Source organism: Virgibacillus pantothenticus (assembly GCF_018075365.1).
Lineage (GTDB): Bacteria > Bacillota > Bacilli > Bacillales > Amphibacillaceae > Virgibacillus > Virgibacillus pantothenticus.
This window is the reverse complement of sequence record NZ_CP073011.1, coordinates 1216765-1242620: the sequence shown is the minus strand read 5'-3', so window position 1 is coordinate 1242620 and position 25856 is coordinate 1216765. Positions and strand designations below refer to the sequence as shown.

Sequence of the window (25856 nt, the reverse complement as noted above, 5' to 3'; positions counted from 1 at the left end):
CCACTTAGACTTGTTACAGTACAGATTATCCAACTCCTGTTAAGTAAGAGTCTTACAACAGCTTATATGCGGGATAAATTTCCTGCTCCATTTATAAAAAAATATACTGACTAAACTATTTTCTTCCTATATATTAGCTGCATAATTACTTTGTTTTCTTCAAGCAGCATCCATCATTGAGCAAGGGCGCATTTCACCTAACAAAGTTATAGTCTTTTTCAAATCTTTTAGCGTATAGCACTCCAAACAGCATTATTGTATACACTGTAAATGAACACCAATCAGTGTGGCTTTTCTTTCATCCCCGCTAGATTGTCTATGACCAAATGGATGACCTTAAACGAATTGGGAATTTATTATGCCGCTAACCCCCATAACTCCCCAAAGTGAAGTTCTTAGGTATGTTTCGTAATCACTTAGGACTTGAGCAATTCTCGATAATTCTATCCACGAAAGTCTTATTAAATCATAGAAGTAAGGTAAAAGCATCGTCTGTTCACAAAAAATACATAATCCTATTAAACCAATAATGGAAACGTTTGCTTGTTATAGTACAGCGATTACAAACTAAAAAGTATGCTCAGTATTTCACAAAAGGTGTGGAAATTTATAAAAACACGTTATATAATGAAGGTGTAAAAAGATTGCTCAGTATTTCACAAACTAAGGAGGAGTCCTATTATGACTGATAAAACAAGAGGAAAAGAAGAGCAAGTTGCTACCAGAATTGATCAGTTAGTTTCTCAAGCTGAAGAGGCTTTAGAAGGTTTAAAACAGTTAGATCAGGAAACGATTGATACAATTGTCAAAGAAATGGCCTTAGCTGGACTCGACCAACATATGCCACTAGCAAAACTAGCAATTGAAGAAACCGGACGAGGGGTCTTTGAAGATAAAGCAATCAAAAATATTTTTGCAACGGAATATATTTACCACAATATTAAATATGATAAAACTGTTGGTGTAATTCATGAGGATGAACAAGAAGGAATCGTAGAAATTGCTGAACCTGCTGGAATAATCTGTGGAATAACACCAGTTACAAACCCAACATCTACTACGATGTTTAAATCACTCATTTCGATTAAAACAAGAAACCCGATTATTTTTGCTTTCCATCCTTCTGCTCAAAAATGTAGCAGTCAAGCAGCAAAAGTATTATTGGATGCAGCAATCAAAGCAGGGGCACCTAAAAATTGTATACAGTGGATTGAATCTCCTTCTGTAGAGGCTACGAAGGGATTAATGAATCATTCCGGTGTATCGCTTATCTTAGCTACTGGTGGATCTGGTATGGTTAAATCTGCTTATAGTTCTGGAAAACCAGCTCTTGGAGTCGGTCCAGGAAACGTGCCTTGTTATATCGAAAAAACAGCGCAAATAAAACGAGCTGTTAATGATTTGATTTTATCCAAAACATTTGATAATGGAATGATCTGTGCTTCTGAACAAGCGGTTATCATTGACCAAGAGATTTATGATACGGTGAAACACGAGCTAGTTGCCAATAATTGTCATTTCCTAACAGAAGAAGAAAGAAAGAAAGTAGAGAAACTCGTTATCAATCCAACTACCTGTGCAGTCAACCCTGATATTGTCGGTAAACCTGCATATGAAATTGCTAAAATGGCTGGAGTAAATGTAGCTAAAAACACAAAAATATTACTAGCAGAAATTGAAGGGGTTGGACCAGAATTTCCATTATCCAGAGAAAAATTAAGTCCTGTACTAGCTTGCTACAAAGTAAATAGTACAGAAGAAGGTTTAAAGCGTGCTGATGAAATGCTTCACTTCGGCGGACTTGGGCATTCAGCTGTTATTCATTCCACTGATCAACAGGTTATCGAAACGTTCTCGCTCCGCATGAAAGCAGGAAGACTTATCGTAAATTCCCCTTCTTCTCAAGGAGCTATCGGCGATATTTACAATAATCATATGCCTTCTCTTACTTTAGGCTGTGGAACGTATGGAGGAAACTCGGTATCAACAAACGTCGGAACGATTAATTTAATGAACATCAAAAAAATGGCGCGGAGGAGAAATAATATGCAATGGTTTAAACTACCTCCTAAAATTTATTTCGAAAAAAATGCAATTCAATATTTAGAAAAAATGCCGGACATATCAAAAGCATTTATTGTCACAGATCCTATGATGGTTGAGCTTGGTTACGTCGATAAAGCACTTTACTATTTGCGGAAACGTCCTGATTATGTTCATTGTGAAATATTTTCAGATGTCGAAGCTGACCCATCAATTGATACTATCCGTAAGGGTACGGCGTTAATGCAACAATTTAAGCCAGACGTTATTATCGCTATCGGTGGTGGATCACCAATGGACGCCGCTAAAGCAATGTGGTTATTCTATGAGTATCCAGATGCAGATTTTAATGCCCTAAAACAAAAATTCATGGACATTCGAAAACGTATCGTAAAATATCCGAAGTTAGGACGACTTGCTCAATTAGTATGTGTGCCGACTACGTCAGGAACGGGCTCAGAAGTTACATCTTTTACAGTTGTTACCGATAAAGAATCAAATACTAAATATCCATTAGCTGACTATGAAATGACACCAAATGTTGCAATCGTTGATCCGCAATTCGTTATGTCTGTTCCAAAGCAAGTAACAGCTGATACTGGTATGGACGTATTAACACATGCCATTGAAGCTTATGTATCCAACTTGGCGAATGATTATACAGATGCACTTGCCATCAAGGCCATCCAATTAGTGTTTCAATATTTGCCGAAAGCATATCACAACGGAAATGATGAGTTAGCTAGAGAAAAAATGCATAATGCATCAACGATAGCGGGAATGGCATTCTCCAATGCGTTCTTAGGAATTAATCACTCATTAGCACATAAACTAGGGGCTGCATTTGGTATTGCGCACGGTAGAGCAAATACAATTTTACTGCCACATGTCATTCGTTACAATGCGAAAAAACCAGAAAAATTTGCTACATTCCCTAAATACGCTTATTTTGTTGCTGATGAACGTTATGCAGAAATAGCAAAAGCTCTAGGACTTCCAGCAAGAACGGTTGAAGAAGGAGTAGAAAGCTTAGTTCAAGCAATCATTAAGCTTGCTAAAGAACTGAATATCCCAATGAGCATTAAGGATACAGGCGTAAATAAACAGGAATTTGAAGCAAAAGTTGATACCCTTGCTGAACTAGCATTTGAAGATCAATGTACTACAGCCAATCCGAAGCTACCTTTAATTACCGAATTAGCCACTATCTATCGTGACGCATACAAAGGAATATAACATCCAAGATAAAGTTGAAGATAGTTTTCTTCCTGAACTTGTAAAACCAACGCTTTATAATTCACATATTTACAGTTTCTACCCTACCCAAGAACAGTAAACTGTACTGAACCGTTGTTACTTATTTGTAACAGCGGTTCTTTAATGTATAAACTGTTTAAAAAAATAATATATTCTTGTATTACGATAAAAAAACATAGCAGGCTTTCCAGCAGTTTGAAACAGCAGCTGTTTGAAGGGCGTTGAATCATTTATGTGATTTACTTTCCCATCCCCTAAATATAATCCAACCAACCCTTGAACAACCATCTTATGGAAGCTTGGATTAGGTATGGTACCTGCATATACCTTTGCCTGCTCACAAAAATATTGGAAGCGTTCATGCATGACCGTTTGACTTTCATAGTACGAACAGAAATTTAAATCGCCCTCCTCTTTATCCTCCTGTTGATCTATATAATAATCCAGTAGAATATGCAACCCTTGTATATAAGGAAAATAAGCTGTCACAATTTCATTTGCTAATTTTCGATGCAATCTCCCAGCCAAACTGTACGCCATTAAACAAAAAATCCCTAAAGTTGATCCTGTTGCAGCTGAGAATTCATACCACGCTAATGGATGGCAATTTTTCTCTTTTGACCAATTTGTTAAACGCGGAACCCTTTCTTCTTGTTTAACATGTTTATGCACTTGTAAATCACTATACAATCTTGTCAATTGTAAAGCCTGCTCTTGATATGTCGGAATATCATCTAATTTAGCAACGACATCGTTACACGTTTGTACAAGTTGTTGCAAGTAGCCATTATCTTGTTTGTGGTGAAAAAATGCATAATAATCTTTCGGCTCTGACCTTGGACAATGGGCATCTATCATAGATGTATGCAACAATGAAAAAGATGACGGATCCAAGGTTGTACTTCGATCACATAAATTGTCTAAATAATCGCTAATCGTTTGATAAGCAACAATAAAACGTATACACTCTCTCCACCTAGCCCCTGATAACAAAGCATACACTGCTCCGCCTTGACAATGAAATCGTTTTTCAGACATGCTTGCAAGCGCCTGAAAGCGCAATTCTTCATCAGGTATTTCATCGGCTCGCTGTTTCCAAACAGCAAGCTCCTTGCTTACTGCTGGAAAGATCTTTCGATAAACTGTTATCATTAAAGGGATAGGTGTGCTTGGTACTAGATTACTCAACATGCTGCCTCCGTTCCATTTTCAAGCATTCTTATAATGTTTGTTTCCATTACTATTATCATCATATTTTTTAGGAGGATTCAAATGATACAGTCTTATAAAGGAATATATCCAACGATTCATGATTCTGCATTTATCGCAGATGACGCAAGCATTATCGGTGATGTTACCATCGGTAAACAATCTAGCATATGGTTCAAGACAGTCATTCGTGGAGATGTCGCCCCAGTAATTATTGGAGAGCGGATTAGTATCCAAGACTTATCTGTCCTGCACCAAAGCCCTGGCATCCCGTTAGTTATCGAAAACGATGTCACAGTCGGACATCAGGCAACATTACATTCTACATATATACGTAAACATGCCTTAATTGGGATGGGTTCTATTTTGCTAGATGGTTCTGAAATTGGCGAGTATGCCTTTATCGGCGCTGGAAGTCTTGTACCACCCGGAAAAAAGATCCCTCCATATACATTAGCGCTAGGCAGTCCAGCAAAAGTTGTCAGAGAGCTGACAGAGGACGACTTCGTGGAAATGCAGCGCATTTGTCAATCATATGTTGAAAAAGGAACTATCTACAAACAACAACAACTGGATAAGTAATAGTGGCAAAAAAATTGAACTTTTGACAAACAAAGCCGATATATAAATAAAGGAGCCTTATTAAATAGCACTGTTGAAGATTCACTTTAACTCACAGGGAGATTGAAAAGATGAACATTATTTTATTTAGTGTTTGTTGTATGCTGGCTACTGTATTATTCTATATTAGTTCCAAGCAAAAAATAGCTTGGGTAAAAAAATCCTTTATCATATACGGTTTTATTTTTTCTATCACTGCTATTTCTGTGTTAACTCTTTTTGTTATGGAACATAAAGCGGCTTTCAAACAGTTGATCCAATATACAATCCCGGTCCACGAAGACAATCAGTTATCACCAGAAGAGAGAAAACTATCGAAACACACCATTCAAAAAAAAGTTAAAATGGATGTTCCTAAGATAGAGCAGCTTCCAGAATTACCGAGAGGCTGTGAAGTAACTAGCTTATCAATGCTCTTAAGGCATAATGATATCCGTATCGATAAAATAGAACTAGCGCAGCAAGTAAAAAAAGATCCTACGCCTTATACGAAAAAAGACGGTGAAATATTTTTCGGTAATCCGTATCGTGGGTTTGTAGGTGATATGTATTCATTTGACACACCGGGTATGGGCGTTTATCATAAGCCAATTGCTGCATTAGCTAAACGTTATGCAGGTGATCGTGTAAAAGATTTAACCGGAAATGACTTTAAAACAATCATTACAGAATTAAATCATAAGCGACCTGTATGGGTAATTATAAATACAACTTACGATAAACTTCCAGAAAGTCAATTTACCACTTGGAATACAAAGGACGGAAAAATCGATATTACGATGAAGCAACACTCCGTATTGATTACAGGTTATGATGAAAACTACATTTATTTTAATGATCCATTAAACTTTGCAGAGAAAGCACCTATCGATGAGTTTCAAGCTGCTTGGGAACAAATGGGAAAGCAGGCGATCACCATTGATTAAGAGGTGATCGCCTGCTTTTAACAAAGTCATAATGACTTTGAAATCGTAACTTATTCCATTGCGTGAACAATGAACTACTTCACTATCCTAATAAGATTAGGGAAAGGTAAAGCAAACATGCAGTTTAACTTGTCAGCTTCCTATCCTAATATTAAGAATGGATTAATTCCGCTTCGTTTTCATTTAGGTTAGAAGCAGTAAACTTTTTTTCAACAAAGTTTTGGTGCCATAGCATGAACATAAGCACCGTCCATATTTTTCTGCTATAGTCCCCTTTTCCTTGGCAGTGAGCTTCTAGCAGTTCAAGTATATAGTTCTTGTGTAATAAATGGTCTGTCTCACTTTCATGAATCAGTTGTTTTGCCCAGCCATTTAACTCATTCTTAAGCCAATGACGAATAGGTACTGGGAAACCTAATTTTTTTCGGTCTAGCACATGATCTGGAATGATTCCACGTGAAGCCTCACGCAACAGACTCTTCGTAGTACCGTTAGCTATTTTCAAATCAACTGGAATTTCATTTGCGACACGAAATACTTCCTTATCCAAGAACGGCACTCGTAACTCAAGAGAATGAGCCATCGTAACACGGTCTGCTTTTAATAAAATATCTCCACGCATCCAAGTATGAATGTCTACATATTGCATTTGGTTCACGTACGGATAGTCTTTTACCTGGTCAAATAATTTGCCTGTTATTTGCTGGTAAGATAAATGATCATTATACGTTTTTAATAGCTTTCTTTTTTCGTTTTCTTCAAACATTTTTGCATTTCCAATATACCGTTCACGCAACGGCGTTGTTCCACGATCTAGGAAGCTTTTTCCTTTCACTCCTTCAGGTAATATAGCGGAAACGCGTTTCAGCAATTCCTTCACAGGTAACGGAAGCTTATCGAATATTTTCAATGAGCCAGGCTCCCGATAAATATTGTAGCCCCCAAACAATTCATCAGACCCTTCTCCAGACAGCACAACTGTTACATGCTTTCTTGCTTCTCTGGAAACAAAATACAATGGTACGCAGGATGGATCAGCTAATGGATCATCCATATGCCACATGATTTTTGGTAAGTTGTCTACATATTCTTCCGGTGAAATCATGTAGGAAATGTTTTCCACATTCAGTTTATCTGCTGTTTCCTTAGCTACATCGACTTCTGAATAACCATCGCGTTCAAAGCCAACTGAAAATGTCTTAATATCTGGATTAAATTCTTTCGCTATGGATACGATTAACGTTGAATCGATACCCCCAGATAGGAATGACCCAACTGGAACGTCACTACGCATATGCACGTTAACAGAATCATACATGACATCTTGAATTTTTTGAATCCAATCTTGCTTTTCTCGAAGCACAGGATGAAATGTAGCATGCCAATAACGTGTAAATTGAATAGGTTGTCCAGGTTTCTTAATGAAATAATGGCCTGGCTCTACTTTTTTAATGCCGGCAGTCATTGTCATTGGTTCCGGCACGTATTGAAAACTCAAATAATGCTGCAGAGCAGCTTGATCTACTTCTTCTTGTTCCATCATTAAGGTAATACTTTTTTTCTCTGATGCAAATGACGTCCCAAAGGAATTTTCATGATAAAAAAATGGCTTAATACCAAAAGGATCGCGCGCACCGTATAATTGCTCTGTCTCTTTATCCCAAATAAGAATCGAGAACATACCTCTTAAATATTGAAAGGCATTCTCCTTATGTTTGGAAAAAAGTGCAGCTATAACCTCTGTATCTGAGTCTGTCTGGAATTCGTAGCCTTCTTCAAGCAGTTTTTCACGTAATTCGATATAATTATAAATCTCTCCATTAAAAACGAGCCAGATTTGTTCATTGTTATAGCTTAATGGCTGTGAACCACTTTCAATATCAATAATACTTAATCGGCGAAATCCGAATGAAATATAGGAATCAAAATAATAGCCCTCATCATCTGGCCCCCGATGAGTGATCAAATTATTTTGCTTTTTAAACAATTCAATTTCTTGTTCTGTTCGTTCGACTGGATTATCAAATATCATTCCGATAAAACCACACATTGCTGTCTACCTTCTCTCATTAATAATAGTAACGTGGCGTAAGATTATTTTTCAATATTATCATACCACATTATTCGCTAGTAAAAAACTTCCAAATAAAGCGTGTTTTATAGGGTAATAAGTTCTACATTATATAATTCTTGTCTGTTGATGTACATATGACCGTCTGTGATCACCATTTTTTGCGGAGACCTATATTGCATCAGATGTGAGTAAAGATACCATAACCGTACCATATATTCAATTGTTCTCATCAAAAACGGTAAAAAATTCAATGATGCCTTTGTTTTTTTCGATCATTTAGTTACTCCCAAATTCTTATGTAAACAACATTATTCCTATTATATGTAAACTTCCCCCATTTAACCAAATTAGCCCCCTATCTTGGCACCGAAAAAAAAGCATGATTTCTCTATCTCCATCAAAAGAAAAATCATGCTCTCGCTCTCATCATTATTGCTGCTCTTTTACTAGTGCTACCAATTCTTCCACTTTATCTGTCTTTTCCCATGGGAATAAAACGTCCGTACGACCAAAATGTCCATATGCAGCTGTATTTCTAAAAATAGGCTTTTGTAAATCAAGCATACGAATAATGCCAGCCGGGCGAAGGTCGAATAGTTTTCGTACAGCTTGGACCAATTCATCCTCGCTTACAACCCCGGTTCCAAATGTATCGATAGCAATCGAAACTGGTTCTGCTACACCAATCGCATACGCAAGTTGAACTTCACATGTTTTTGCTAATTGGGCGGCAACAATATTTTTTGCTACATATCTAGCAGCATAAGCAGCAGAACGATCCACTTTCGTCGCATCCTTACCACTAAATGCACCACCACCATGACGTGCATAACCACCATAAGTGTCAACAATAATTTTTCTTCCGGTTAAGCCTGCATCGCCTTGTGGACCCCCAATCACAAATCGTCCAGTTGGGTTGATAAAATATTTCGTTGCTTCATCTAATAAATGTGCTGGAACAACAGGAATAATAACATGCTCCATTAAATCTTTTTCAATTTGTTCTACCGTTATATCTTGATGATGTTGTGTCGAAATGACGATTGTATCAATTCGAATAGGCTGGTCATCTTCTCCATATTCTACAGTTACTTGTGTCTTTCCGTCCGGTCTTAAGTAATCCAATGTATGGTCTTTACGGACATCTGCCAAACGCTTGGCTAATTTGTGCGCTAGAGAAATTGGCAATGGCATTAATTCTTCTGTTTCGTCACAGGCAAACCCAAACATTAGTCCTTGGTCACCAGCACCAATAGCATCAATTTCTTCCTCGCTCATTTGCCCCTGTCTTGCCTCCCAAGCAGTATCTACCCCCCCTGCTATATCCGGAGACTGCTCGTCAATCGCTGTTAGTACCGCACAGGTTTTGGCGTCGAATCCAAACTTTGCTCGTGTATAACCAATATCCTCAATGGTTTTTCGAACGATTGCAGGAATATCTACATATGTAGTGGTCGATATTTCCCCTGCTACCAATACTAGTCCTGTTGTAACAGTTGTCTCACAGGCAACTCGAGCATAGGGATCAGATTGTAATATTTCATCAAGGATAGCATCGGAAATTTGGTCCGATATTTTATCAGGATGACCTTCTGTTACACTTTCAGAAGTAAATAAACGTCGATTCGTAGCCATATTGCTACTTCCTCCTTTTAAAGTCGGTTACGGAACTCTATATAAACAAGATGCACCTTTCATTTTAGGGAATGTTATGAAGTCCATACTTTACTTGTCCAAAACGACAACAACCACTCCTATGAATGTAAATAGGATTTATGGTTATGAACAGCAGTATTTATTCCATTTCAAAACATCTCAACCGCTAGCATTCTATCCATTTTAACACAAAAAAATCCCTTCCTGCTTATCATGGAGGAAAGGGAATAGCGGACCTTTCGCTCTTATTGTTCAAGGTGACCTACTTACCTTGCATCAGGTTAGCACCTTTTCACATGAAATGTGATGGTTGCTGGGCTTCCTCGGGTCTGTCCCTCCACCGACTCTGAATAAGAGAACCGTTCGAATTTCAGCTTACCGAAAGAACCCCTTTATGTCAACTAATTTCCCCGTATTTCTATATGTTTTTTTCACACACTATAATGAAAAGATAAATATTTTTTTAATTTCATCGATATTTAGTATGGACTATTTAGGTGAATGTGTTATACTAATAAACATATTGAGTATATCACAATCGTTCTTAATCGTTGAACGTGAATAAATTTGAATTAAAAGGCAGGTATTTTTAAAATGAAAACGGTAGAAAAGTCTTATGTAACCGAATTATATTCTCACCCTTATTTATTATCGAATTTATCGGTACCGCAGCTTGTTGAAAAAATCTTGGCTAGAAAAGAAGGTAAGTTATCAGCTACAGGTGCAGTTCAAGCTGAAACAGGGGCTTACACAGGCCGCTCACCAAAAGATAAGTTTATTGTAAAAGACGAAATCAGCGAAAACTATGTTGACTGGGGAACAGTGAACCGTTCCATTGATGAAGCGACTTTCAATAAACTTTACCAAAAAGTCGTTCAATATTTAAAAAACAAATCCGAGATCTTTCAATTTAGAGGATATGCTGGAGCAGATCATGATTACCGTCTTCCGCTTCAAGTGATCAATGAATATGCGTGGCATAATCTATTTGCCAGACAGTTGTTTATCACACCTAAAGAAAAAGAGTTAAAAGAGCATCAGCCAGAGTTTACCGTTTTGTCTGCACCAACATTCAAAGCCAATCCTAAAGTAGACGGTACAAACTCAGAAGCATTTATTCTTGTATCGTTTAAACAACGTATCGTATTAATAGGTGGAACAGAGTATGCCGGCGAAATTAAAAAATCTATTTTTTCCGTGATGAATTATTTGCTCCCTCAACGCAATGTATTATCTATGCATTGTTCCGCTAATGTTGGTAAAGAAGGCGATGTTGCTTTGTTCTTTGGCTTGTCAGGAACAGGTAAAACAACATTATCAGCTGATCCGTACCGCCGTTTAATTGGCGATGACGAGCATGGCTGGGGACCTAATGGCGTGTTTAATATTGAAGGTGGTTGTTATGCTAAATGCATTAACTTATCGCAAGAAAAAGAACCGCAAATTTACGATGCCATTAGATTTGGTGCAGTATTGGAAAATGTCGTGTTAGATAACCAAACAAGAATTCCTGACTATAATGACACTATTTTAACAGAAAACACTCGCGCAGCATATCCGTTAGAAAACATAGATAACATTGCCGTACCAAGTATCGCTGGGCATCCAAGCACCATTATTTTTCTAACCGCTGATGCTTCAGGAACATTGCCTCCTATCAGTAAATTGACGAAAGAACAGGCCATGTATCATTTTCTAAGCGGATATACAAGTAAGCTAGCAGGAACAGAACGAGGTGTAACCGAACCACAAGCAACATTCTCAGCTTGTTTCGGTTCTCCATTCCTTCCATTGGCACCGTCCAAATACGCTGCCATGCTTGGGGAAAAGATTGACGCTTATCAATCAAATGTGTTTCTTGTAAACACCGGTTGGACGGGAGGAGCCTATGGTACTGGGAAGCGCATGAAGCTTTCGTATACTCGCGCTATGATTCATGCTGCATTAGAGGGCGAATTACATGGCGTAGAGACAACAAAGGATAAAATATTCGGATTAGAAATTCCGATGCATGTACCTGGAGTGCCGGATGAAGTATTAATTCCGGAAAACACGTGGCTCGATAAGGCCGCTTATGAACAAACAGCAAAACAGCTTGCGGTGAAATTCCATGAGAATTTTAAGCAATTCACAGAAGCTCGTGAAGATATCGCTAATGCTGGCCCTATTTATAAGGGTTAATCATTGTTTCCTCATCCCAAAAGGAATTTTATATAAAATTAATTTGCAGTTACTGCTGCATGTCGACCTCATTATTGCGAGGTCGATTTTTTTTGCTTGGGCTTACAGAGATGCCCAAGAGCGTCCCTCAAGCTCTTACTAAAATCATTCTTAACACTCACCTACTCTACCCCCTAGTTTTTCATTTTTATAAAACATCCATTATATAGGCATTCACACATTTTTAAATGCAATCATAAACTGTTTTGACAAACTAAATCATCAATGAAAGGGGCAAATAGGATGAAGAAAATTCTATTTTTCCTATTCTTCAGTAGCATACTATTGATTTTAACAAGTTGTAATAATACGAATTCAAAAAAAACCATTCAATTAGCTGAAGTGACCCGCTCCATTTTTTATGCTCCGCAATACGTGGCTTTGGAAAAAGGTTTTTTTGAAGATGAAGGATTAGACGTCGAATTGCAAACTACATGGGGTGGAGATAAAACAATGACTTCGCTTTTATCAGATGGAGCCGATATCGCGTTAGTTGGTGCGGAAACATCCATTTATGTTTACGCTCAGGACTCGAAAGATATTGCTATTAACTTCGCTCAGCTCACACAAACAGATGGTACCTTCTTAGTTGCAAAAGAAGAAAAGCCTGATTTTGATTGGAATGATTTAAAAGGTACAACCTTTTTAGGACAACGTAAAGGTGGCATGCCACAAATGGTTGGCGAATATGTACTTAAACAAAACGAAATTGATCCGCATGAAGATTTAGATTTACAGCAAAATATTGAGTTTGCTAACATTCCTAGTGCATTTGTGTCTAGCGATGCAGAATACGTCCAATTATTTGAACCAACTGCCAGTATGTTTGAAAAAGAAGGAAAAGGGCATATTGTAGCTTCGTTTGGAGAAGAATCTGGAACTGTTCCATATACCGTTTATATGGCAAAGCAAACATATATGGATGAACACAAAGCAGAATTGGAAAAATTCACAAAAGCAGTTTACCGGGCCCAACAATGGGTTTCAGAACATTCTGCTGAGGAAATTGCTAAAACCATTCAACCTTATTTTGAAGATACGGATGTAGCTATGCTCACTTCCTCCATTGAACGCTATAAAAATCAAGGATCATTCGCAACCGACCCGGTGTTAAAAGAAGATGCGTGGAACAATTTGAAAAACATTATGGAAGCAGCTGGAGAATTGCCGGAAGATGTAGCATACGAGGACTTAGTAAATCCAACGTTTGCAAAGGATGTATTACAGGACTAAGGAGAGTGCGTGATGTCATTTTTAACGTTAGAAAAAGTTACCCATTACTACTTTTCTAAGCAACGTGTTACAAAAGCGTTAAAGGATATTTCAGTTTCCATTCACGAGGGGGAGTTTATCGCTTTGTTAGGACCAAGTGGTTGTGGAAAGTCAACAATTCTATCCATCATGGCAGGAATCATTCCTCCTACAGAAGGGAAAGTCAAATTACAGCAAAAAGCAATCCATGCTCCTTCCTCGGAAATCGGTTATATGTTACAGCAAGACTATTTATTTCCTTGGAAAAGCATTTTAGAAAACATCCTTTTAGGACCAAAAATTAACCAAACGCATTCCAAAGAAATGAAAGAGAAAGGTTTGACCCTACTGCAAGAGGTGGGGCTAGAACATGTAGCTTCAGCTTACCCAGATGCTTTATCAGGTGGTATGCGGCAACGAGCTGCACTGGTTCGAACTTTGATTAACGATCCGAAAATATTATTGTTTGATGAACCTTTTTCGGCTTTAGATTACCAAACGAAATTAAAACTAGAAGAATTGGTTTCCGGCTTACTAAAAACGTATCATAAAACAACGGTACTCGTTACCCATGATATTGGAGAAGCAATCGCAATGAGTGATCGCATCTTTGTGATGGATAGTAATCCGGGCACAATATCCAAAGTATTTGAAGTTCCTATCGAATTACGTAATGAGCAGCCACTTTTAGCAAGAAGACACCCCAAATATCAGCTATTATTTGATAAAGTTTGGGAAGAATTGGACACGAAGGAAACAGTCTCATCATTAGGAGGAGGTATATAATCCAGATGAAACAAACGAAAGCCGAAGATCAATTATTCCAACACTATTTAACCTCTGTCCGAAAAGAGAAAAAACGAGTGATTATTTGGCAGGTTTTAATCCTAATCAGTTTTATCCTGATTTGGGAAGTGGCAAGTCGCCTATATTGGATTGACCCATTGTTATTTAGCTCCCCGACAACGATATATCAGGTTATTGCTGAAAAACTTCAAGATGGATCATTACTCACGCATATGCGAATCACTTTATTAGAAACGGTAGCTGGGTTTTTAATTGGAACCATTGCAGGTATACTTCTTGCTGTTTCATTGTGGTTTTCCAAACGTTTATCCAATATATTAGATCCTTATCTTGTTATTTTAAATGCCATGCCTAAAGTAGCCTTGGGCCCAATTATTATTGTTGCACTTGGTCCTGGCTACGTGTCCATTATCGCAATGGGAGCGATTATCTCTGTCATCATCACTACATTGGTCGTGTATGCAGCGTTTAATGAAGTTGACCCCAATTATGCTAAAGTATTGAAAAGTTTCGGTGCCAATAAACGCCAAGTGTTTCAGCACGCTGTTTTCCCTGCAACGCTGCCCACAATGATTTCTACTTTGAAGGTAAATGTTGGACTGTCATGGGTTGGCGTTATTGTTGGAGAATTCCTCGTTTCTAAACAAGGATTAGGCTATTTAATTATTTACGGTTTTCAAGTATTTGACTTTTCTCTTGTCATGATGAGCCTAGTGCTAATAGCTGTTTTTGCAGCTGTTATGTATAAGCTTGTAGAACAAATAGAGAGCTGGTTAATTAAATAGCGGATTATAATATATTCTAAAAGAACCTATGTCATAGACAGAATTTCCACTACGACATAGGTTCAAATTTATGAAAGTCGTTAAGCCTGAATCCTGCACATTTATCCTTAGCTTCGGCACAATTTAAGTATTCCATAAGTGTACAGAAATAACTTAATTATTGTTCGCACCTATTCTCTAGTGACGTTCATCTTAATCGTTTTACATGTGATAAACAATATTTCAGTACTCCATCTTTCATCATAAAACTAAACTCTTCTCGGTGCTTTACATCAGTAGGGAGAACCTCTAATAAAACAGGACCGTTTGTTTCATAATATGTTGCTTGTTGTTCTAGTGAGGAGACGGTTGCAAAATAAACGTTTTTAATTACATTTTCTGATTTCCCAGAGACGAAATACTGACCAATATAGTTTATTTGCTCAACGATTCCACCAGTCTCTTCTTTTACTTCCCTAATAGCAGCTTCTTTTGCACTTTCCCCTTTTTCCACTTTTCCACCAGGAAACTCTATTCCCCGTTCCTTATGTTCGGTCAACAACCATTTATCTTCATAAACGCATATGACCCAGACATGCAACGGATGCTCTGAAAAGGGTTGATCTTCAAAGGATAATTTCACTTCATTCTTGTAATAATCTTTAAATGTATACATCTTGTCTTCAACGCCTTTTCCAATACTTCATTAACGATAATCAATATTCGTTATTTTCCACTGATTTTCAAAAGTAAACTCTAGCTCAATGGTATAAGTACCATAAAAATCGGTTTGATTTGTTTGGGTAACCTTTACTTGATTATCGCCCTGCTCTATCATCTCATATGGCTCATCTTTTATAAACCATGCCGGTTTACTTGTCGGTCGAAGGAACAAGCCATCACTCTTTTCCTTATAATAATACTCTACATAAGGTTTCGCAACCGAACGTGTCGTAATAGAACTAAAAGCTTCATATAATTCTTGTTTGGAATCTAATGCCTTCACTCGGTAGTTCGAATGAATGGGCTGCACCAATGTATCCATAAATTGTTTTGATAAGCTGACCACATTTTTGTGGGTTAATGGTTTAATTTCTGAATCCGCTACAGCATTTGCTGAGTCAACAGGTTCCTCTTCTGCCGCAGCCGGGGTTTGTATTTGAAACGCAACAGGGGATAACATCATGATAACAAATATAAGAACGATAGAGCTATACAATATGAATCGTTTATTCAACACATGAAGGCCTCCTTTTATGTGAACATGCTCTCTTTTTCCTTATTAGTCTATTCCTGTTCCTGGCAAAAGATAAACCTACCTCACATAAAAGAATTTTGATTCAGAGATAACGGAATATAAAGTGAATCTTCAATCAGTGGGGGGTTTCATTCATCCCCTACTGCTTGTAAGTACCGTAATAGTTAGTATGACCTGAAGGCTTCTTACGAAAGATGGCAGTTAGGTGCTGTTACCTTCTTAAACTTGTTTATAGTACAGATTTATCTAACTCCTGAAGTAGGAGTCTTACAGCTTCCTTATATGTGGGATAAATATATTGTAAAAAAATATAGAAAGCTGCAAATTTAAATTCAGCTCCATTTTTTACCTGTTCACGATTTGCTTGTTTTGTTATCCACTTTATTTACAGGGGCTAAAATAAAACCCCTCAGAATAAATTTTAATCCTATAGAAAGGTCTAGAACAAAGGCGCAAGCGCATTTTTCCTAAAAAACTTCTCCTGTTGCATAGCTTTAAAACCTATCATCATCAAGTATCATTTTCTAAAATCCCCATGTCTGCTATATGTGCTTTGGTTTGTTCATTTCCTAGATCATGTACAAGCTTATAGGCTTTAGCCATATTATTATCGTATTCATCATTCGACGAATCGTTATGGTATGGAACTATCGGGATATGCGCCCTAAAGAAAGTACGTATACCAGAAGCATTAGCCTCATCAAAGGCTTCCCGTAATTGGACGATATCCTCTTCGGTAGCATAAATAACAAATTCATCATTATTATGATACTTTACACGAGATATTTCTCCAGATCCCATTTGGACATAATATTTTTGTTTTTCCATTAGAAACACCTCCTAATCATTTAGTATTTCTTTTATTAACGAAAACCATGTATGATAAAGTGAAACTTCATTCAGTAGTTAATTTAAGGCAGCTTACATTTGAGAAAAAGCATTAAAAAAACTCGCTACTAAGAGCGAGTGTGCGTCATATTCAAGAAAATACATGCTTAATTTTTAAAATACTAAAAGCCTCTAGCGTCGTATTGATTACGCATAACTCCTTTTCGAGCTATAACTAAAAGTACGAGTGCTACAATCGTTTCTGATACCGGAAGTGCAAGCCAAACGCCAGTAGTTCCTAAAAATAGGGGCAAAATAAACAGCATCGCAATCAATAAAATGAAGCCCCTAAATACGGTAATACCAACAGATGGACGGACGTAACCAATAGACTGATAATAGGTCATATAAATAAAATTGACTCCCATAAATAAATACCCTAGGAAAAATAGCTTTATTCCTCTTACAGCAAGGTCTTTAATCTCGCTTGTAGCCACCCCAAAAATCGAAACGAGTAACTCAGCACCTAAATAACCAATCACTAAAAAGAAACCGCCAAGCAGAAATCCAGTTATTTCAGCAATTTTCACTGTTTCTTTAATCGAGGTGAATTTTTTTGCCCCGTAATAATAACTAATCATCGGTTGAATCGACGAGCCAATGCCAATAAAAGCGAGTAACATAAATGTATGCAAATAATTAATAACCGAAAATGCAGCTAACCCATTTGTTCCGGCATAATGTGCAATAGCAATGTTATATCCCATTACAAATATACCAATACCTGCTTCTGATAAAAAGCTAGGGAGTCCAATAGCACTGATTTGTTTCAAGTCATCCTTTTTCCAAATTATTTTTGTGAATTTTAAACCAGATCCCTTTTTTAAAAAATGAAGCGTATAGATAAGCAATCCAATCAATGTAGCCAATGAGGTAGCAATAGCGGCACCAGTAACTTCCCATTCTAGAATAAAAATCATAAGATAATTAAGGACAATATTAACAATCGCAGAAACAATTAAACCAACCATCGCTAATTGTGGGTCCCCGTCATTACGTACAAAAATACTCAAACATACCTCCCACGCCAGAACTAAAGAAAACATAAACATGACACGCATATAGTCTATAGCGTATGGTAATGTTTCAGCATTTGCTCCAAAAAGTTTGGCTAATGGTTCGATAAACACAAGACCAATAATTCCAATAAAGATGGTTATTACGGTTAGTAGTACAAAAGAGATCGTGTATAACCTCTTTGCCTTCTCCTTATCCCCTGCTCCAATGGCAATGGAATATAAGGTTCCTCCTCCAACGCCGATTAACAAGGAAATGGAAATAATAATCGAGAATACAGGAACAGCTATATTTACACTTGCTAAAGCAAGAGAGCCTACGCCATTTCCAACAAAGATACCGTCGATAACGATATTCACCGACATAAGCATCATTCCTAAAATAGTCGGAAGAAAATATTGAAAAAAGCTTTTTTTAACGGACTGTGTCCCTAATTTTTCTCCTACGATGCTCAAAACATCACCCCAATTCATTACAGATACTTTTATTCTAATTTCGTCTCCCTGAAAAGTCCATTTTAAGAGATTGCCTCAAAATATACTTACTTGAAAATAAAGCGGATAGGTAAAAAGGGATACTATCCTTTTTTAATCAACACTTCTTCAAAGTGAATTTTCAATCAATAGGGGTTTTCATTCATCCTCCACTGATTGTGCGTACCGTAATGGTATGACTGAAAGGCTGCTTACGAAATCGGGCATTTAGGTGCTGTTTTCTCCCACTTAGACTTTGTTGCAGTACAGATTTATCCAACACCTTCTTAAGCAACTTTCACACGGGATAAAGGGACATTTGTAACCAGAGGGGAAATCTTCAGCCTCAGCTGGACATAGGTTGAACAGAACGAAATACTTGACTTGCATTTCTCACTTTTCCTACTTAAGTTCACCCTAAGGTTGAAGCGAAGGTCTAACTGCCAGTTACATATAGATGAACAAAGGCGCGGGTCGCCCGTTTAGCAACGTAGTGAATGGAACGGAATCAACTAAAGATTTAGGAATCGCCACTAAAACAGGGGTATGCCGACGTCTGAGCGGCAAGCCCGTTTTTAGTCGGCCTTCCCCTTAGTGACGAACCGATGATGACTTATCGTAGGGCGCATTTCTAAAGTCGCCTAGTTGCTGGGCTCATGCGCCGGACGTGGCTATTCGGTTATTTCGTCATCCACAAGTACCTCATTTTATAGTTTCCTATACAATTAAAAAATACTTTATACTTCAATATAAGAGGTGGAAACAGAAGTATTTTTTTAAAAAGTAAAATCCGAACTGTCTAGAAATTATGGATGGTGCAAATAACCACTTCGGAAATATACTTCGCTTTTCGCAGACGGCTGGCGATCCTAATCATGTTAAACACTGCCGGGCTCACTGGTGCCTTTACTCCTGAGCAGAGTCTACGTATATTCCCAATGCTAAATTAGTGCTTCATTTGCCTTTAGGGTTAATATTTAGTTATGTCCTTCAACCATATTTATTCTAGTAACTCTTTATTTTTCTCATATGATTTTTTTAATGAAAGTCGGTCAAAAATAAGCATAAATATAGAAGCAAGAACAGAGGGACCTAATATATCCAGAAAATCTATCCAACTATTCGGAATACCTCTGATCAAAAGTAATACAATAAAAAAAATCGCTCCGAATCTAATTGCTCTCTTTCGTAAATTTCTTTTTGTTTTAGAATAGTTTTCTTTATTAATTACGTCTGTAAATTCAATACCCGACAAAATATAACGTAAATAGGTGTATATTAAGATAAAACAAAAAGCTGCAAATGCTAAAAGCATGCCATCTAAGCTCCAAGCAAACCAGCTACTTATTAATACAGTTAAAATTAGCATAATAGCCAAAATTACTGCTGCTTCAGCTAAAAATCTAACAACCCTCATACGCTTATATTCATCTTTTGGTAAAAAAACATGTAGAAATGAGTGTTTCATTTACGATTCCTCCCAAAATAGATCATCCAACGTCTTTTCTAGTTCCTTTGCTATTGCAATACAGAGATTTAAGCTTGGGTTATACTCCCCTTTTTCAATAAGTCCAATCGTTTGTCGAGTCGCATTGACTCTTTTGGCAAGTTGAGCTTGTGTTAATCCTTTTTCAACTCGAGCTAGCTTTATTTTATTAGCCATGTCACACCACCAAAAGAAAAATATATCTAACATTATGTTAAAAATATATTACATCAAATATAAATAAGTCAACTGTTTACGAAATAACAGAAAAATAATAAAGAGAGACATTATGAAGCTTTTCTTTTAAAGCCCGCTGTTTGTTAGATATGCGAATGTAGGTTAAATTTAGCGGATAAAGTGAAGATATTACGTACGTTTATCTTTAGAGGTTTTAAGACATGCAGCATGTAGTAGCTAGCGTATAATTTTATCATCTTTAGTATTAGAAGAACTTGGCTTACCGCCAAATCTTTATGGCGGAAGCTGTAGTTTTTCTTATACTATAAACCATAGAAATTTTATACTTTCCTATAGTGCAAAAAAAACAAAGACAGTATAAACTTCCTGCCCTTGTTTTTAACAAAACTTCATTATTCAACGATGATATTATTTAACTTTATATTGACTGGGTTTGCCAGCGTATCGCCAACTGGGCATGTATCTTCAATAAAAGCAACGAATTCTTCTACTTTCTCTTGTGGGGCATCCGTTTTAATATGAATATTGTAACGGATTTCCGAATAGCCTTTTCGTACATCGGCTTTGTGCATAAAACCATCTGGATCTAAATCCCCTTCTAGTTCAACCCAGAAGTCGCTGAATTCAATTTGAAACTTCTTAGCAAATACGCGTGCGACTATTGCCTGGCACGCACCAAGAGCACCAAGTACTAATTCAACAGGATTCATTCCCGTATCTGTACCTCCTAAGTTTTTAGGCTCATCTACAGTGATCTCAAAATTTCTCGATTTTACTTTAACTTGAACGCCATCTTGCAGGTGAGCAGTGGCTTTAAAAATAGATTTAGCCATATTAGCAAGCCCCTTTTCTAATCATATTTTACTAGGATAATTTAATTATATAATAGTATGCTAACATTTACCATAGATAATTTGTGAAATGGTGAACATAAACAAATCGAAATCCCTCCTTTTGTGAGCTTAAAGTTTGACAAGTATGTATAGCGCTCTATATGGAACGTTTAAATTGGCATAAAAGTTGCTTCTAAATTTCAAATATGAAAAGGAGGAATTTTAATTGATCATCAGAAAAGGTAACACGGAAGAAATCTATCACGGTGTTTCCGTTCCAGATCCTTACCGTTGGCTCGAAGATGAAAATTTAAACGAAACCAAGGAATGGACTGCTTACCAAAACAACGGGACTAGAAGAAATGAGATAAAAAAGAAGTTAACACAGCTTATGAACTATCCAAAATATTCTCCCCCGCAAAGGAAAGGCGATTATTATTATTTTTTTAACAATGATGGTTTACAAAATCAACCTATTCTATACCGAACGATGGATATACACGAACGTACAAACCTGGAAACAGTTATTGATCTGAATCAATCGATAAGGACGGAACGACAGCGATAACAAATATAACCTTTAATTACGATGGAACCCTACTGGCCTACACTCTATCCTTTAACGGTAGTGACTGGCAGGAGTTCAGAATAATAGATTTAATATCTATGGAAGAGTATCCAGAACGGTTAAAATGGTGCAAATTTAGCAATATTGCCTGGAGAAAAGATATGAACGGCTTTTTTTACAACCGGTATCCTGATCAAAGATCGGTTCACTCCAATAAAAAAGGCTATTATAACGCCGTTTATTGGCACAACATTGGAACAAATCAAGAAGAGGATATCCTTATTTACGAAGACAAAACCGAAAAAGAACTATCTTTTCTTCCCGAAGTCTCAGACGATAATAAATATTTAATTTTAAAAGTTTATAATGGGACCGAACCAAAAAGTAAACTCTACTATCGGGCTTTAGATAAATTTTGACACATACCACCATGGAGCGGTCTCAAAATAATGGAATAGGCTGGGCATAACTAAAACAGTTAATTTAAAAAACGAACAATAAAGTGGATCTGCCATTAGCGGGGATTTCTTTCACCCCCACTGAATGTTAGTACCACAAAGGTGTTACCTAAAGGCCACTAAACGAATCGGTAAATTTAGGTGCTGTTATCTCTCACCACTTTTTTCTTGCACATCAAATTTTAAAGGAACAGTCTTCAAACAGCTAATATTCGAAATAAATCGACCACTGCGTATACACGAGTTTTAGCGTAGTCAAAATATGTAGACTTCAAAGGGAACAGCGCGAGCTGACGATCTTGCAGGAAAAGATTTTTGCTTTCTAAGCAAGCAAATCGATGTTAAATGATAAATAATTTAGGGTTAGTGAGCAGCTAATTGCTAAAGCAGGGTCATGCATGGATGAAAAAGCGCTTCTCTTATAAGCGGAATACTATACTCGTTTTATAGGTCCGCTTTTTTTATTTCCACGGTATGTACGATTTGAAAAGCCCTATGGAACTCGCCTGCCTGATACCTATCCGACAAAAAAGCTTGTAGGATACATGAAGGTACCTCTACAAGCTAAAATGCCTTTCTTTACAATAATTTCTTTAATTCTCTACGTACGAGTTTATTGGATGCGTTCCGGGGCAAACGAGCCACTTCATAAATTTGCTTTGGACATTTATAAGCAGCTAAATGCCGCTTTAAAAAAGCTTGAAGCTCTGCTTGATTATAGGTTCCATCATCCGTCACAATAAATGCAATCGGAACCTCGCCCCATTTCGTATCTTCCACTCCAGTTACGCCTGCCTCTTTAATTCCCGGAAAACGTAATAGCGTGCTTTCTATTTCTGAAGGGTATACATTTTCACCACCTGAAATGATTAAATCGCTTCGCCTGTCGATAACATATAAATACCCTTCCTTATCCAAATAGCCTAAATCACCTGTAGCTAACCAGCCTGCAATTAGCGCCTTTTCTGTTGCAGCTTGATTCCTATAGTACCCACTTGTAACCATCGGTCCTTTCACATAGATTTCTCCTACACCATCCTCATCAGGTGCATTAATTTTCACTTGGGCTGGAAATAAAGCTTTTCCGGCAGAGCCAATTTTTTTTAGTGCATCGTTTGCATTTAATGTCACGATTTGCGAAGCGGTTTCTGTCATTCCAAAAGACTGGAAAACTGGGACGCCCTTTTCCTTCGCCTGTTCTAGTAATGGCTTTGGTGCAGGTCCTCCGCCTAACAACATACATCTTAGTGAAGCGGGGTACGTCTTTTCCCCCAACTCACCCAATAGCTGCTGTAGCATCAAGGTTACAACAGACACCATCGTTATCCCTTTTGTCATAATCGCTTGATGTACCCGTTTTTTATCAAATTTCTCTAGTAAGTATACAGGCATACCATAAATGACGCTGCGAATTAGAATCGATAAACCGCTAACGTGGAATAATGGCAATGCTGCCAGCCATTTATCTTCGCTCTGAAGGCCTAAATTCAGCGCACTTCCTATCGCACTCCACCAATGATTTCCATATGTATGGACAACTCCTTTAGGAAAACCTGTTGTTCCTGATGTATACATCATAGTAAACGGCTTATCTAAATTAATTTCTGTAGCGATATCTATGGCTTGCGGCTGAAGGCACTCAACTGCTGTTAAGGACAATGCTTTAGAAACGGGCAACTTCCCAGCTAGTTCAGCTAATGTTTCTGTATAGATTAAAAATGACACTTCTGCATCTTTCAATTGATATGTCAGCTCATCCCCCGTCAATCTGCTGTTTAACAAAACAACCACTGCTTGCAAATAGCTTAGCGCATGAATAGCAATCACCATCGTTGGCTGGTTTGAAGAGAGCACCGCAACATGTGTCCCCTTTGCTACTCCCCAGCCAGCTAATTTTTTTGCATAGTCCTGACTTCGTTCCTTTAACTGTTGGAATGTAAGTGTGCTCCCATCTGAAAGCTGAAGTGCTATTTGGTCAGGAGATATGTCCGCTTGTTTCGTTAACCAATGCGGGATAACCATTTGCATGTTGAACACCTCTTTTCAATTTGCAGTAAAAAACCTTTGCTCCGACTTTAAGCAAAGGTTTTTTACAGTAAGATACCGTCTTGTTAGAATCGTTTAAAATCAAGATTTAACTTCCATGTTCATCTATTTTAACTTTCCTTTTGAACTATTTTGTTTAAGGGAAACGAGGAAACTTTTTAAAGTCGGGTTTTCTTTTTTCTTTAAACGCATCTCTTCCTTCTTTTGCCTCGTCTGTCGTGTAGTAAAGTAATGTTGCATCTCCACCCATTTGCTGCAAACCAGCTAAACCGTCTGTATCTGCATTAAAGGAAGCTTTTAAGAAACGCAATGCAGTTGGAGATTTAGATAACATTTCCTCACACCATTGAATCGTTTCTTCTTCTAGTTTCTCCAACGGAACAACGGTATTTACCAATCCCATTTCATAAGCTTCTTCTGCATTGTATTGACGGCATAAGTACCAAATTTCTCGTGCACGTTTATGACCGACCATTCTTGCAAGTAAACCAGCGCCATAGCCAGCATCAAAACTACCAACTTTCGGACCCGTTTGACCAAAGATAGCATTATCTGCTGCAATTGTTAAGTCACATACGACATGAAGTACATGACCGCCTCCGATAGCATAGCCAGATACCATTGCAACAACAGGCTTAGGAATGGTGCGAATTAAGCGTTGTAAGTCCAATACATTCAACCTTGGGATTTGGTCACTGCCTACATAACCGCCATGTCCACGAACAGATTGATCGCCACCGGAACAAAACGCCTTGTCTCCTTCGCCAGCTAAAATAATGACACCAATGTCTGAATCGTCTCTAGCGTCTGCAAATGCATCAATCATTTCATTTACCGTTAATGGTGTAAATGCATTTCGCTTCTCAGGGCGATTGATGGTCACTTTGGCAATGCCATTATATTTTTCATAATAAATCTCTTCGTAATCTCTTACTTTTTCCCATTGTACTGCCATGTTTCTTCCTCCTTTAAAGTCTATGTAAAGTAAAAAGGTACTTCATTTAGAATAACCCCTTTAAACATCCAGTTACTATTTTACCAAAAATATTCGGTTTCTCCACGTGAATTGCATGTCCTGCTTCAGAAACGATCGTTTGTTGCGCATGCGGCAATATTCGTTCCATTTTCCCCATGATTTCGCAGTACTTTTGATCTAACCCCCCCGTTAGTAGGAAAACCGGTTTATCAAACTGAGTTAGTTTGTCCCAGTAAGACGCCTGCACGCCTGTCCCCATAAAACGAAGAGAATCGGCTAAGCCTGAAGCGGAATGGCTCATACGTTCTTTACGGATCCTATCTTGAACAGAAACTGGTAACTGTTGTTGCGTTATAAATAGGGGAATGTTTTCCCAATAAGGAACAAACCAGTCCATTCCCCTTTGTTCCAGGTTTGTTGCTAACTTATTGTCCGCTTGTTTTCGTTGTTTGCGCTCTATCGGATCTGCAAGACCTGGAGAAGTACTTTCTAGTATCAGGCTCTTCACCGCTTCTGGATAATTCATTGCAAAAGCAATCGCTGTTCTACCACCCATGGAATAACCTAGCAGATGAACAGGTTCCAGATTTAAATATTTTAATAACGAAACAAGATCGCTACAGCACGCTTCCATTGATTTATGGTTTGCTGTTGTTTTTCCGTGACCAGGAAGATCCACGGTAATGACTTGCCAATGCTGCTTCCATATGCTTACAAAAGACTGCCACGTTTCACTACTACCCGTAAATCCATGGAGTAAAACAAGTGGTTTTCCTTCGCCATGCACTTCATACCAGTACGTAGCATCTCCAATCGAAAAAAACACG

General features: G+C 37.7%; 22 protein-coding genes and 1 riboswitch. Of the genes, 9 read left to right on the top strand and 13 right to left on the bottom strand.

Annotated features, from left to right (window positions below):
• Positions 1-681: 681 nt before the first annotated feature.
• Positions 682-3279 (top strand): bifunctional acetaldehyde-CoA/alcohol dehydrogenase, encoded by a 2598-nt coding sequence (gene adhE, locus KBP50_RS05845; RefSeq protein ID WP_050350429.1) that lies wholly within the window; start codon positions 682-684, stop codon positions 3277-3279.
• A 141-nt stretch (positions 3280-3420) separates the two neighbouring features.
• Here the strand turns inward: adhE and KBP50_RS05840 are convergent, their stop codons facing one another.
• On the bottom strand, positions 3421-4491 hold the full coding sequence (locus KBP50_RS05840; RefSeq protein WP_050350428.1) for a tetraprenyl-beta-curcumene synthase family protein: 1071 nt from the start codon (positions 4489-4491) through the stop codon (positions 3421-3423).
• A gap of 81 nt (positions 4492-4572) precedes the next feature.
• On the opposite strand from KBP50_RS05840, the gene KBP50_RS05835 reads away from it, so the two are divergent.
• Together KBP50_RS05835 and KBP50_RS05830 are read left to right on the top strand one after the other, a co-directional pair.
• The gene (locus KBP50_RS05835) at positions 4573-5091 is read left to right on the top strand and encodes a gamma carbonic anhydrase (RefSeq protein ID WP_050350427.1); all 519 of its coding nucleotides are present in this window, start codon (positions 4573-4575) and stop codon (positions 5089-5091) included.
• Between the two features lie 110 nt (positions 5092-5201).
• The gene (locus KBP50_RS05830; protein ID WP_050350426.1) at positions 5202-6056 is read left to right on the top strand and encodes a C39 family peptidase; all 855 of its coding nucleotides are present in this window, start codon (positions 5202-5204) and stop codon (positions 6054-6056) included.
• 151 nt (positions 6057-6207) lie between these two features.
• Here KBP50_RS05830 and asnB read toward each other — a convergent pair whose 3' ends face one another.
• Positions 6208-8106: an asparagine synthase (glutamine-hydrolyzing) gene (gene asnB / locus KBP50_RS05825; protein WP_050350425.1), complete on the bottom strand. Its 1899-nt coding sequence runs from the start codon at positions 8104-8106 to the stop codon at positions 6208-6210.
• A gap of 453 nt (positions 8107-8559) precedes the next feature.
• A complete protein-coding gene (gene metK / locus KBP50_RS05820) occupies positions 8560-9765 on the bottom strand; it encodes a methionine adenosyltransferase (RefSeq protein WP_050350424.1) in 1206 nt (401 codons plus the stop codon).
• Positions 9766-10028: 263 nt separating this feature from the next.
• Positions 10029-10143, bottom strand: a riboswitch (SAM riboswitch).
• A gap of 237 nt (positions 10144-10380) precedes the next feature.
• Between metK and pckA the strand changes: the two genes are divergently transcribed.
• The 4 genes from pckA to KBP50_RS05800 all read left to right on the top strand — a co-directional run bounded on the left by pckA (position 10381) and on the right by KBP50_RS05800 (position 14849).
• On the top strand, positions 10381-11967 hold the full coding sequence (gene pckA, locus KBP50_RS05815) for a phosphoenolpyruvate carboxykinase (ATP) (RefSeq protein ID WP_050350423.1): 1587 nt from the start codon (positions 10381-10383) through the stop codon (positions 11965-11967).
• Between the two features lie 282 nt (positions 11968-12249).
• Entirely contained in the window at positions 12250-13239 is a 990-nt protein-coding gene (locus KBP50_RS05810; RefSeq protein ID WP_050350422.1) for an ABC transporter substrate-binding protein, read from the top strand.
• A gap of 12 nt (positions 13240-13251) precedes the next feature.
• Positions 13252-14043, top strand: coding sequence for an ABC transporter ATP-binding protein (locus tag KBP50_RS05805; RefSeq protein ID WP_050350421.1), 792 nt, complete (start codon positions 13252-13254; stop codon positions 14041-14043).
• 5 nt (positions 14044-14048) lie between these two features.
• Positions 14049-14849: an ABC transporter permease gene (locus KBP50_RS05800; protein WP_050350420.1), complete on the top strand. Its 801-nt coding sequence runs from the start codon at positions 14049-14051 to the stop codon at positions 14847-14849.
• A gap of 187 nt (positions 14850-15036) precedes the next feature.
• Here the strand turns inward: KBP50_RS05800 and ytkD are convergent, their stop codons facing one another.
• From ytkD to KBP50_RS05765, 7 genes are all read right to left on the bottom strand, one after another.
• A complete protein-coding gene (gene ytkD / locus KBP50_RS05795; RefSeq protein ID WP_050350419.1) occupies positions 15037-15504 on the bottom strand; it encodes an RNA deprotection pyrophosphohydrolase in 468 nt (155 codons plus the stop codon).
• A 30-nt stretch (positions 15505-15534) separates the two neighbouring features.
• A complete protein-coding gene (locus tag KBP50_RS05790) occupies positions 15535-16068 on the bottom strand; it encodes a VHS/ENTH/ANTH domain-containing protein (protein WP_050350418.1) in 534 nt (177 codons plus the stop codon).
• A 528-nt stretch (positions 16069-16596) separates the two neighbouring features.
• A complete protein-coding gene (locus KBP50_RS05785) occupies positions 16597-16914 on the bottom strand; it encodes a hypothetical protein (RefSeq protein WP_050350417.1) in 318 nt (105 codons plus the stop codon).
• A gap of 182 nt (positions 16915-17096) precedes the next feature.
• Positions 17097-18464 (bottom strand): MATE family efflux transporter, encoded by a 1368-nt coding sequence (locus KBP50_RS05780; protein WP_128743287.1) that lies wholly within the window; start codon positions 18462-18464, stop codon positions 17097-17099.
• Positions 18465-19464: 1000 nt separating this feature from the next.
• On the bottom strand, positions 19465-19932 hold the full coding sequence (locus tag KBP50_RS05775; RefSeq protein ID WP_050350416.1) for a hypothetical protein: 468 nt from the start codon (positions 19930-19932) through the stop codon (positions 19465-19467).
• Complete coding sequence (locus KBP50_RS05770) at positions 19933-20127, bottom strand: helix-turn-helix transcriptional regulator (RefSeq protein WP_050350415.1); 195 nt, start codon at positions 20125-20127, stop codon at positions 19933-19935.
• 413 nt (positions 20128-20540) lie between these two features.
• Positions 20541-20981 carry an OsmC family protein gene (locus KBP50_RS05765; protein ID WP_050350414.1) on the bottom strand — a complete coding sequence of 147 codons (441 nt, stop codon included), beginning with the start codon at positions 20979-20981 and terminating at the stop codon, positions 20541-20543.
• Between the two features lie 226 nt (positions 20982-21207).
• Here KBP50_RS05765 and KBP50_RS22460 point away from each other — a divergent pair, with 226 nt between their 5' ends.
• Both KBP50_RS22460 and KBP50_RS22455 read left to right on the top strand, forming a co-directional pair.
• Complete coding sequence (locus tag KBP50_RS22460) at positions 21208-21549, top strand: hypothetical protein (protein WP_050350413.1); 342 nt, start codon at positions 21208-21210, stop codon at positions 21547-21549.
• On the top strand, positions 21522-21968 hold the full coding sequence (locus tag KBP50_RS22455; RefSeq protein ID WP_082240859.1) for a beta-propeller domain-containing protein: 447 nt from the start codon (positions 21522-21524) through the stop codon (positions 21966-21968). Before KBP50_RS22460 ends, KBP50_RS22455 begins: the two co-directional genes overlap by 28 nt.
• 618 nt (positions 21969-22586) lie before the next feature.
• Here the strand turns inward: KBP50_RS22455 and KBP50_RS05750 are convergent.
• The 3 genes from KBP50_RS05750 to menH all read right to left on the bottom strand — a co-directional run bounded on the left by KBP50_RS05750 (position 22587) and on the right by menH (position 25855).
• Entirely contained in the window at positions 22587-24035 is a 1449-nt protein-coding gene (locus KBP50_RS05750; RefSeq protein WP_050350411.1) for an o-succinylbenzoate--CoA ligase, read from the bottom strand.
• 154 nt (positions 24036-24189) lie between these two features.
• Entirely contained in the window at positions 24190-25008 is an 819-nt protein-coding gene (gene menB, locus KBP50_RS05745) for a 1,4-dihydroxy-2-naphthoyl-CoA synthase (RefSeq protein WP_050350410.1), read from the bottom strand.
• Between the two features lie 46 nt (positions 25009-25054).
• Positions 25055-25855: a 2-succinyl-6-hydroxy-2,4-cyclohexadiene-1-carboxylate synthase gene (gene menH, locus KBP50_RS05740; protein WP_050350409.1), complete on the bottom strand. Its 801-nt coding sequence runs from the start codon at positions 25853-25855 to the stop codon at positions 25055-25057.
• Position 25856 lies beyond the last annotated feature (1 nt).